The sequence below is a fragment of the Streptomyces sp. NPDC000229 genome (genome assembly GCF_040300825.1).
Taxonomy (GTDB): domain Bacteria; phylum Actinomycetota; class Actinomycetes; order Streptomycetales; family Streptomycetaceae; genus Streptomyces.
On sequence record NZ_JBEPEL010000133.1, the window covers coordinates 1 to 9,952 of the forward strand.

The following is a 9,952-nucleotide window of genomic DNA, read 5'->3' on the forward strand; positions in this document are numbered from 1 at the left end:
CCAGCGTGCCGCGCTCCGGCGGCTGTGGGGCGGGACGGTCCGCGAACAGATGGGACGGCATGTCGTACGGCAACCAGGGCCCCTCGACCGCGTTACCAAGCGAAGGTGCAGATGACCAAACAAGACCCGCTCGACCGTCTCAACGACGACGACTACCCCGCCTACACCATGGGCCGCGCCGCCGAACTCCTCGGCACCACCCCCGCCTTCCTGCGCGCCATCGGCGAAGCCCGGCTGATCACCCCGCTCCGTTCCGAGGGCGGACACCGCCGCTACTCCCGCTACCAACTGCGTATCGCCGCCCGCGCTCGTGAACTCGTCGACCAGGGCACCCCCGTCGATGCCGCCTGCCGGATCGTCATCCTGGAGGACCAGCTCGAAGAGGCCCAGCGCATCAACGAAGAACTCCGCCACGCCGCGACCCAGCAGTCCTACCACACCGTCGACGCCTGACGCCCACAACGTGCGGACGCATCCGGCAGCGGGCCACACCGATCAGGTGCCGCACAGCAGACCACCAACCTGCTGAAGGCCTACGGCTGGAGTGGCATCCTCGACCCCGGCCCACTGGTCTCGGCATGGGCATGGAGATGTACGCCCCCATGCGCTCCGCGATCGGCTGCGCCCTGGGCCACCGGTTCGGCGGACAACTTCGGCATCAAGGTCGTCCGCTGGGCCGTTTCCGCAGAGATGCGGGCGGGCCCGCGCGATAGAGGTGGCGGCCCCCGGCCCCCGGTCCGCGTGGGCGGGGCCGCTGCCCTGACGGGGCCTCGCCCACGCGAACCGGGGCCCCACCGGAGTGCTCCTACTCCCAGTCGACCAGGTACCCACGGTGCCGTACGCACCCGCCGTCGGCCACCAGTGTCGGTTCGCCCGAGTACCAGTCGGGACGCAGGGACAGCTCGATGCCGTGGTCGTCCGTCGTCCGGACCCCCGCCAGGCCGGCTCCGGGTTCACCCTTTCCGGGGGCGGGGACGTCCTTCACCGTCAAGCCCTGCGCGGACCATGCCTCGCGGAGCGAGTCGACCGCCGCCTCATACGCGGCGCGGTTCGCGAAGTCGGGTGCCCAGGTGATGGAGGGCTGATCACGGCTGACGCCCTCGGAGTCGAAGCCGAAGTCGTCCTTGCAGGAGGAGTCGGCCATCTCACGCTGATCCACTATGGACGAGGGGTCCATACCCAGCCGCCTGACCGCGTCCTCACCCGCCTTCTGCGTGAGCCTGACGTGCTCACGGAACTCCGTCTCCGACATCACCCGGCCGCCGGCGCACCCCTGGGTGAGGGCCGCGACGAGCACCATGAGGCCGCCCACGACCAGCGACCTGACACGGCGCCGACGAAGCGGCGTGGGGGTCCGACAGAGCGTGGCGGGAAAGGACGTCGTAGTCATGGGCCGATCTCAGCAGGCGGATCCCGCCGGGCAGCACTGCTCCCGTACTCAAACGCCGGTGAGTACACCGACCGCCCCGTGTGCTGAACGGGCCTGACCGGCCACCAGTTCAAGCGCGCTCCTTGTCACCGACCGGCCGCCCGGGCACGGGTGTTGTGACTCGACGACACCGAGCCGCTGACCGGCCACGGCTTCCACCACGAGCTCCGCCGCGCACGTCCGTCTCGGTGACCACTCCGTGTTTCGCTCAGAAACCTGTGACTGGGCACGCCGAACGGCGGACTTCGACGTGGAGCGCAGCGTGGAGCGCCAGGAGCGCCCTCAGCCGCATTCGTCGCCGTCCAGGGGGCACAAGGAGCATGCACGACGACGCATGGGAACTGAAACAGAGATGAGCGTGATCGCGTGTCCTTCTCCAACCACCCCCAGACGCCCAGCGACTACGCCCAGACCCACCCGGACGCGGCCGTGAAGCGGAACAACGGACTGGCGATCGCCGCGCTGGTCCTTGGCATCGCGGCGATCCTCCTCTTCTGGACCGTCTTCGGTGGCATCGTGCTGGGCCTGCTCGCGGTGATTTTCGGCATCATCGGCGCCCGTAAGGCACGTGGGGGCCGGGCACCGTACGGCAAGATGTCGATCATCGGTACCGTGCTCGGCGCGCTGGGACTGATCGCGTCAGTCGTGATCATCGCGATCGGCGCGTCGATCCTCAACTCGGACGAGTTCAAGAACTTCGACGAGTGTGTCCAGCACGCCAAGACGCAGAGCGAACGTGACGCGTGCGCGGACAAGTTCAACAGGGAAGTCAACGACTGACCTGCCGGTTCACTGCATGGAACATCCCGGCAGGATGGCGTGGCGGCCCTCACGACAAGCGGGCATCGTGTCCGGGCGCGTACCAGGATGAGCAGATGGCTGATGGATGACCGGCGCCTGCCCCTGGCACTTGATCCATCAGGCAGACTCTGGCTATGGACGTGAGCAGTGACGACAAGCCGCAGTACTCTCCTCGCCCCGGACACGATGGCGGAGGTGGTGGCGAGGCCTGTGTCCAGTACGCGGCCGGTGATGCCTGGGTCATTGCCGCCCACGGAGAAGTGGACATGACCACCATCGCTCCGCTCGCCGACGCCCTGAGCCAGGCAGCTGCCTCTCACCCCGCCGTGGTCCTGGACGCCTCCCACCTGACCTTCGCCGACTCGACATTCCTCAACGTGCTCCTGCGCGTACATGGGACGACCTCTTTGCGGATCGCGGCGCCCACGCCCCAGCTTGTGCGGCTGTTCGAGCTCACTGCGGTCGACACGGTTCTCGACGTCCGCCTCACCGTGGAGGCGGCTACTCATCCTTGACAAGGCGAGCAGCGCCCTCGGCCGAACAGGATGGCAAGGGTGAGAGGCCGTCGGGGGACTGGTCCATCACGACGGCCTGACCCATTGAAGGGCCGGTGGGCAAGAGCGCCAATCTGTTCTGCGAAAGCAGGCATGCTTGGGCGGATGCCGGGCACCAGCGTATTAACCGTTCGGCTGGCCATCCCCCCTCCCGGCCCACGCCGAACCCTTCGGGCCCCGCCGACCCCATCCCCCCGGGTGCGGCGGGGCCCGCCTTGCCATCCGGTGACCGGGACCTTCTGGTCCCGCTCACGCCCGCATCCAGTGCCGGCACCACAGCCGTGATGCCGACTCTGCCAGGACCCATCGCACCTTCGACGACCTCTCTCTCACCTGGAACGAGATAGACCCCCTGGGCCCAGTGCGGTGGCCCGGTTTTGCACTTGAGTGGCGTCCTGAACCGCTGCCTGAGTTGCAAGCACTCCGCTGTCGAACGCTGCAGAGCGTCGAACTGCTCGAATGGACCGTGGACGATGCCGCCGGGAGGACAGTGGACGTGAGTTTCGCCTTCGCGGACGCCCGGCTCACTGTCTTCAACGCCCTCGACGAGAACGGTCTGAACTTCGATGCGCCGGGGCCGAACCAGCGGGCGCACATCCACCCGCCCGAGCCGAGGACATGAGGCCGGAGAGGCAGGCGGCGTCACAGGACCTGTACGCAGCTGAGCACTTGAGCAGTACGCCGACACCTGCTGTCGTCCTGGCCGCCGACGGCGGACGACGCATGTATGTCCCTGCCACTCTGCGGGCATCCGAACGGTACCCCGTTGCATGCTGCTCCCACAGTACGGAGCCGGTGAGACAGGAGGTGCCCCGTGACAGAGGCAAGGGTTCTCGAGCGATTCCCGGCCGGAGGGCCTCGCGGGAGCTGGCCCGCCGAGGAATTCGCGGCACGCCGTCGCGAGGAAGGAGAGCCCGCCCAGGTCGTCATGGACCTTCGGCTCGATGCCTTCCTGGTGGTCGTGGAACAGGACAGTACGCAAACGGACGGCTGACGGGCGCAAACGGCAGGTGTGGCAGGCGGAGAAGCAGGGCATACGGATGCGGCCGGACGATCAGGGAGGACGTACCTGTGCTCATGCCCGACCCACGCGAACTGCGAGTTCTCCTCGCACGGTTCGCAGACGTGCGTATCACGCTTCTGTCTCGTGAAGACCCCGCACTGCGTCGGGAGCTCGACCGGATCAGCCATACCTTGTGTGTGATGACCGGCACCCGGACGACCGGCGACGCGCTCGCGGCAGCGGACACCATCCTCGCCCGGCCCTCGCAGCGGCAACCGGCGGAGGGGACTTCTGGTACTTCCGCCGACGTAGTGACCGCCGCCTGACACGACTGCGTCCAGTGCTGCCGACGCGGTCGGCCAGGAGTTGCCCGGACGTCGGCCGCCAGGCTGAGGGTCGAGGGGCAATGACCGCTGCGCGGGGACCGCGGAGAAAAGGGAAGGCGGGACCCAGCGGGGTGTTGGCAGGATGTCCGTGCTCAACACCCGCTGGGGGAGGACCCGACCACTATGCCCCGTACCGTCACCTTGACCCGCTCTGCTTCCCTGTCCGACGTCGCCGAGTACGCCTACGCGGCCACGGCACCCGCCGAGTCACGCCTGATCTTCCTCGCCGGGGCTTGTCCGCTGAACGACGACGGCTCCACCGCGGCGATCGGTGACTACGCGGGTCAGGCGATGAAGGCCGTCGAGAACATGCGGATTGCCCTCGCTGACTCGGGCGCGTCGCTCCAGGACGTCATCAGCACCAGGGTTCTCGTCGCCTCGGCCCGGCAAGAGGACCTGGTGGCTGCCTGGGAGGTGGTGCGGGACGCCTTCGCCGACCATGACGTACCGAGCACGCTGATGGGCGTCACCGTGCTCGGCTACGAGAACCAGCTGGTCGAGATCGAAGCCGTCGCCGCCGTGCTCGATTCCTGAGCCCCCTGCGGGAACCGCCCGGGCTGCACAACCGCCTCGGGGCCGGCCGGGTGCCGCATGGCGAGAGGCTGCGCGGTCAGGGCATGTCCCGTGCCTGAGCGTGGACATCGTCGGCGACTGCCGCTTGCTTCGAGACATGCTCGCGACCCGTGGGCGCACCGGCGGTGAAGTAGTCCGCGTCCTTGGGGCGTGTGACGGCGGCCCGTGGGCGTAGGGCCGGTTCCAGGTGCGGGATGTGTTTCGAGCAGTGCACGTAGGCCTCGTCGACGGTGATGTGGACCCAGAGCTCCGGCCGGCGCCCCGGAGCAGGGTCCTGGGGCAGGTGCGGATACATCTGCCGCTGCTCCGAGTCGCTGTGCAGCCGGGCCGTCCCGTTCACGTGGAGGCCTATGTGGTGGTGGGTGAAGTCCATGAAGAGCAGGCCGAGGTGCGGGTTCTCCATGATGTTGCCGGCGCTGGCCAGGACGCCGTTTCCTCGGTACTCGGGATAAGTGACCGTGTGCTGGTCGAGGACGACGACGAACCCCGGCGGCCCTGAGCGGAAGCTCGCGTCGCAGGCGCCGTCGGCACCCGCCGTGGAGAGGAAGACCATGCTCTGGCGGCGTATGAAGTCGCGCATCTCGGGGGTGAGGAACGGCTTCACCTGGCGGTCGTAGAAGCCGGAGGCCCGCTCCGTGGTGCCGAGGTGCTGCTGCAGCAGGCGTTCGCCCTGCGTTGCGGATGGGTGGTGAATGTTCACGTCGGGTCGTTTTCTTCCTGTTCGAGCGCTAGCAGGGATCCGGCGAAGAGCTCAGGACGGGAACGTCCAGTGGATCGTGGTGAATCCTCGAGGGCACGACGCCGCGTTCGGTCAACACACGGGCGGCAGTGGTGACCATGGGCGGAGGGCCGCTGAGGAACACTTCGTGTCTGTCCCAGGGACCGTACTGCGCGATGATCTCGGGCAGCGACCCCTCCGCGCCCACAATGCGCTGATGGGACACCGCGGCCCTCACCGAGAGCCAGTGATACCGCTGGGACAGGCGCAGCATGTCGTCCAGTCCGTACAGGTCCCGCGCGGTCCTGGCACCGATGAACAAGTCGACGCAGCGCTCGGAACGCGTCCTGGCCATCTGCTCGATCAGGGCCTTGATGGGGGCCAGGCCTGTGCCGCCGGCCACGCAGAGCACGTCCAGCGATGACTCCGGATCCAGGACCATCTCGCCCTCCGGAGGACCGAGACGGATCACGTCACCCACCCTCGTCTCGTGGACCAGGGCGTTGCTGACCTGGCCGCCGGCGACAGCCCGCACGTGGAAGGTGAGCGTGGAGTCCGGCCGCGGCGCATGGGCGGGGGAGTAGTGGCGCCACATACGAGGCCGCCGCGCCGTCTCCACACTCACGTACTGGCCGGCGGCATAGGGGTAGGGGTCCTGCGGAGCCACCGTGACGGCGGCGAGCTGGGGCCCCAGGCGGCGGTGAGCGATCACCGTCGCGGTCCACACGGCCGGGCGCAGCCGGGCGTCGTCGTCGGCCGCGAGCATCATGGTCCGGGACGCCGCGGCGTACGCGCGCTGCCACGCACCGGCGAGCTCTGGGGTCCACGCCGGGCCGGCGAACCGAGCCAGGGCCTCGAGGAGGCATTCGCCGACAGCCCCGTAGTGCTCGTGCCGGGTGCCGAACTTCCGGTGATCCCGTCCGAGGCGCGAGCAGAAGTGCACGAGGTGCTCCGGGCGGTCGACGAGGTCGACGATGCGGAGCAGCGCCCGGAGCAGGCGGTCGCGCTGGACATCCATGTTCGGTGGGAAGAGCTCACGCACCTGCGGGTGGCGCAGGAAGAGGATGGCGTAGAAGTACACGGCCATCTCCGCCGTCCGCGATTCGACGACGGTGAGGCTCTGGCGAATCAGCCTGACGTCCTCGGCGTCCAGCGGGACCGGCACCGGCGGTTCATACGAAGGCCGGTGCCCGATGGGGCGCTGGGCGGTTTGCCTCGCCTGCTGGGCGTGGGAGGAGGCTTCGCCCGCTCTTCGTGCTCTGAACCTCACCGTACAACCCGCTTGTCGGCCGTTCTCGCCACACCGAGCCCTCTCGCCCGTCCCCGCCTCTTCATGCCTTTTGTCCTCTTTGGTGGTTCGACTGTTGTACTGGACCGGACCCGCGGGCTGCAGGGGAAATCATTGCCGTCTGACAATAGTTTACATTGGTAATACGTGGAGAGGTCTCCTGGCAAGGGAAGGCGCCCGAGTCGCTCACCGCCCTCAGACATGGACTGCGCCGAAGGAGCTCGTTCTGTTACGGGCGTGGCGGAGCCGCCCCCTCGTGAGCCCGTCGGCATGCGGCCGCCACCTCGTCTCGCCGCTACGCCTGCTGCGCCATTGCCAGGCGTACGGGCACCGGCGGCACAAGAGCGCGAACGCGCGCCTTACGACGCCACGCGGTCGACGACGGCGGTGACGGTCTTGCCGCCACGCGGCCGCGGTGTCACGGTGAGGCAACGTGACAACTGCCTCACCAACGGCAGACCGAAACCGCCCTTGCCGTCATTGAAGTCGGGCCGACGCATACGCGGGAGCGCCGCACTGTTGTCAGTGACGGCCACCTCGATACTGTTTCCGCGAGGACTGAGGCGCAGGGTGAATTTCCCGCCCGCGTGACGAACGGCATTCGTCACCAATTCGGAAACGACGATGTTCACTGCGTCAGCGGTTTCGTCCGCGACGCGGGGTGCCACGGCGCGCAGATGATCACGGGCGGCCTGCCGGGCCCTCGGGACGCACTCGGACGTTCCGTCCCAACAGGCGGTCAGGGAAGCAGCAGGAGTGGTGATCGGGTCCAGGCGGCTCATCGTCTCACCCTTTCTCGCCCTACGTGGTACAGCCGGAGGGAGCTTTTCCGACGTTGAGCTGACCCGTACCAACTTTGCCGTGTCCTGCTCAGTCAAACCCTGCGCTTGTCACTGGCGGTTCCCCAACTGCCCTGACAAAGCGAAGCCCCCACACTCCCTTCCCGCACAAGCGTCCGGGAACGGATCGCTGGCCATCGATCGACGTGAGCGGCCAGGTGCTCCGCCCCGGCAGGGACGGAGCACCCAAGGGGGAGATGGCGTCAAGCCTGCGCGTCGATACCGGTCACTGCGGCCGGCCCGGTGGGCGCCTCGTCTTCGCTGTAACCGGCCTCCCGCAGAGCGGTGGCTGCTGCGCTCCTGGCGACCTCCTCGGCACTGCGGCTGTCAACGGCCTCCACCTCCAGACGAACACTGAACGTGCCATTGTCATGGACAGTGAGGACGTCCAATTCCTCCGCCCGCCCCAGCGACGTCTGCCGTGGGTCGGCGGGGCGCAGACGCTGCACGAGAACAGACCGCGCGTCATCGGTCAGCTCGCGCAGGAAGGTGCCTGGAATCGTGATGACATAGGTGGTCACGTACTCTCCTCGCCTCTGCATGAACGGCTGACGGACCTGCGACATGCCTTGCACATATATGGCCTGCCCCGCTCCGTGGCCCGTGAACAGGCTCACCATCCACCGCAGCGCAGGTCACCCTTTCGGGGCAGCCCCGACGCGACGAGTGCGGCGCACTTCCCGGGATCGCACCCCAGTACATCTTGCCCACGACTGCCCATCCACGCGTATGGGCAAGCAGAGAGGGGGTAGCAGCCACACCACCAGACCTCACGTGCGTGAAGGAGCCCCGGCGTGCTGATGGCCCACCCCGCAGTCCTCAACGACCTCGTCGAACAGTTCGAGGCCCTCCAGGCCCTGCATGCCGAAGCGGGCGCTCCGGAAGTGCGAAAGCGTATGGACGACATCGCCTACACGCTGTGCGTTTCCACCGGAACGCGCGACATCGAGGCCGCCCTCGGAGCCGCCCGGAGCCGACTTCTCGACGCGAGCCCGCAGCGCGCCCCCTTGCTCACGCCCTGACAACGCGCGGTTGTCAGCGGCTGCCCGGTCGCCGACATGTGCCGCCCCAGCCGCCATGGCCATGTGACGCAGTGCACGGGCAGCTGCTTGGCCGAATGAAGAGCCAGGGACCAGGGAGCCCTTGCAGCGGGGCGCAAGCCGCTCGCGGCCACGGCCCGATGGCCGCGCCGGGAAGAGGCGGGTGTCGTCGGCCGGATTCGGGATAGGGGTATGAGGGAGCCGTGGGGAAAGGAAGAAGAGTGCGATGGGGGTAGCTCTGATGCGTGGTGACAGTGCGGCCCCCCTTGAGGCCGCGAAACCGTTCCGGCCCGTCGAGCGGAACCCGGGGCATGGGGCTCCTGTGTCGGCGGGTCTGACAGCCCGGGCGGCCGCCTCCAAAACGTACATCGATCTTGACGGAGCCATCGCTTCGGCGAGGGATTTCGTCGCGTCCTTCCTGCTGGCAAAGGCGGCCGACGGGGTGGCGATCGGGCCCCCGACGGTCGGAGACGCCCGGCTGGTGATCAGTGAGCTCGTCACGAACGTCGTCAGGCACGCCTCAGGTCCCTGCCAGGTCGACCTGGAGCTGGTTGGCCGAGTGCTGCATATCGCCGTGTCCGACACGCACCAGGTAGCCCCCATAGCCCATGCACCCGACCCGCGGCGGGTCGGGCAGCACGGGCTGGAGATCGTTCTGGCTGTATGCGAAGGCGTCGAGATCGAGCCCCTGCCGTCGGGCAAGCGTGTACGGGCGCGTCTCGCCCTGCGGTGAGGTGCCGCGACGACGGCGGCCGTTCCACGGGTGACCGGAGGAGACGGCGGGGTCCCGGAGCCCATGCCGTGCGGGATCGTGGCGCTGTCTTGAGTTTCGGGAGCCGTCAGCGCGCAGTCCATCCATACTGGTGCGTCAGGGGCGCCGAAGAGTTTTTGAGGAGACAGCAGGTATGGAACTCGGTCGGCTTCAGGTACAAGGCGAGGTGCAGCCAGCCGGCATCGGAGTGGTACGGGTCAGCGGCGAGCTCGATTACGACGGGGTACCGGCCCTCGAAGACGCGGTCAGATCCGTCCGGGCTCTGGGCAGCCACTGCCTGCTACTCGACCTGTCCGGCCTGACGTTCATGGACTCCTCCGGAGTCAACGCCTTGCTCAAAGCTCGCCGGGACACACACGTCACAGGCGGATGGATGCGGATCGCCGGACCCCAGCCTCCCGTTCTGAAGGTCATCGAACTCGTCGGTCTCGACCAGGCCATCCCGCTGTACACCACTGTCAGCGACGCTCTCAGGACTTAGAGGCCGTGTGGTTCCAGGGCTTGATGAACGTACTGGCCGCCGTGCTCATTTTCTCCCTGGTGAGCGGC

At 67.9% G+C, this 9,952-nt stretch carries 15 protein-coding genes; 10 read left to right on the plus strand and 5 right to left on the minus strand.

The annotated features are described in order from the left end of the window. The first annotated feature begins 111 nt into the window (after positions 1-111). On the plus strand, positions 112-453 hold the full coding sequence (locus tag ABT360_RS34215; protein WP_351825471.1) for a MerR family transcriptional regulator: 342 nt from the start codon (positions 112-114) through the stop codon (positions 451-453). A gap of 352 nt (positions 454-805) precedes the next feature. Here ABT360_RS34215 and ABT360_RS34220 read toward each other — a convergent pair whose 3' ends face one another. Next, positions 806-1,390, minus strand: a complete 585-nt coding sequence (locus tag ABT360_RS34220) for a hypothetical protein (protein WP_351825473.1) — start codon at positions 1,388-1,390, stop codon at positions 806-808. Positions 1,391-1,795: 405 nt separating this feature from the next. On the opposite strand from ABT360_RS34220, the gene ABT360_RS34225 reads away from it, so the two are divergent. The 6 genes from ABT360_RS34225 to ABT360_RS34250 all read left to right on the plus strand — a co-directional run bounded on the left by ABT360_RS34225 (position 1,796) and on the right by ABT360_RS34250 (position 4,707). Further along, positions 1,796-2,209, plus strand: coding sequence for a DUF4190 domain-containing protein (locus ABT360_RS34225; RefSeq protein ID WP_351825475.1), 414 nt, complete (start codon positions 1,796-1,798; stop codon positions 2,207-2,209). Positions 2,210-2,364: 155 nt separating this feature from the next. Next, positions 2,365-2,745: an STAS domain-containing protein gene (locus ABT360_RS34230; protein ID WP_351825477.1), complete on the plus strand. Its 381-nt coding sequence runs from the start codon at positions 2,365-2,367 to the stop codon at positions 2,743-2,745. Positions 2,746-3,280: 535 nt separating this feature from the next. Continuing rightward, positions 3,281-3,406 (plus strand): hypothetical protein, encoded by a 126-nt coding sequence (locus tag ABT360_RS34235; RefSeq protein ID WP_351825479.1) that lies wholly within the window; start codon positions 3,281-3,283, stop codon positions 3,404-3,406. 192 nt (positions 3,407-3,598) lie between these two features. Further along, entirely contained in the window at positions 3,599-3,778 is a 180-nt protein-coding gene (locus ABT360_RS34240) for a hypothetical protein (protein WP_351825481.1), read from the plus strand. Between the two features lie 83 nt (positions 3,779-3,861). After that, entirely contained in the window at positions 3,862-4,113 is a 252-nt protein-coding gene (locus ABT360_RS34245) for a DUF5133 domain-containing protein (protein WP_351825499.1), read from the plus strand. Positions 4,114-4,296: 183 nt separating this feature from the next. Further along, complete coding sequence (locus ABT360_RS34250; RefSeq protein WP_351825483.1) at positions 4,297-4,707, plus strand: RidA family protein; 411 nt, start codon at positions 4,297-4,299, stop codon at positions 4,705-4,707. A gap of 76 nt (positions 4,708-4,783) precedes the next feature. On the opposite strand, the gene ABT360_RS34255 is transcribed toward ABT360_RS34250, so the two are convergent. From ABT360_RS34255 to ABT360_RS34270, 4 genes are all read right to left on the minus strand, one after another. Then, entirely contained in the window at positions 4,784-5,446 is a 663-nt protein-coding gene (locus tag ABT360_RS34255) for a pyridoxamine 5'-phosphate oxidase family protein (protein WP_351825485.1), read from the minus strand. A 28-nt stretch (positions 5,447-5,474) separates the two neighbouring features. Beyond that, positions 5,475-6,629 (minus strand): globin domain-containing protein, encoded by a 1,155-nt coding sequence (locus tag ABT360_RS34260; protein WP_351825487.1) that lies wholly within the window; start codon positions 6,627-6,629, stop codon positions 5,475-5,477. 482 nt (positions 6,630-7,111) lie between these two features. Beyond that, entirely contained in the window at positions 7,112-7,534 is a 423-nt protein-coding gene (locus ABT360_RS34265) for an ATP-binding protein (protein ID WP_351825489.1), read from the minus strand. A 260-nt stretch (positions 7,535-7,794) separates the two neighbouring features. Then, a complete protein-coding gene (locus tag ABT360_RS34270; RefSeq protein WP_351825491.1) occupies positions 7,795-8,112 on the minus strand; it encodes a hypothetical protein in 318 nt (105 codons plus the stop codon). Between the two features lie 273 nt (positions 8,113-8,385). Between ABT360_RS34270 and ABT360_RS34275 the strand changes: the two genes are divergently transcribed. The 3 genes from ABT360_RS34275 to ABT360_RS34285 all read left to right on the plus strand — a co-directional run bounded on the left by ABT360_RS34275 (position 8,386) and on the right by ABT360_RS34285 (position 9,884). Beyond that, a complete protein-coding gene (locus ABT360_RS34275) occupies positions 8,386-8,613 on the plus strand; it encodes a DUF5133 domain-containing protein (RefSeq protein ID WP_351825493.1) in 228 nt (75 codons plus the stop codon). Positions 8,614-8,953: 340 nt separating this feature from the next. Continuing rightward, entirely contained in the window at positions 8,954-9,364 is a 411-nt protein-coding gene (locus tag ABT360_RS34280; RefSeq protein WP_351825495.1) for an ATP-binding protein, read from the plus strand. 172 nt (positions 9,365-9,536) lie between these two features. Then, on the plus strand, positions 9,537-9,884 hold the full coding sequence (locus ABT360_RS34285) for an STAS domain-containing protein (protein WP_351825497.1): 348 nt from the start codon (positions 9,537-9,539) through the stop codon (positions 9,882-9,884). Positions 9,885-9,952 lie beyond the last annotated feature (68 nt).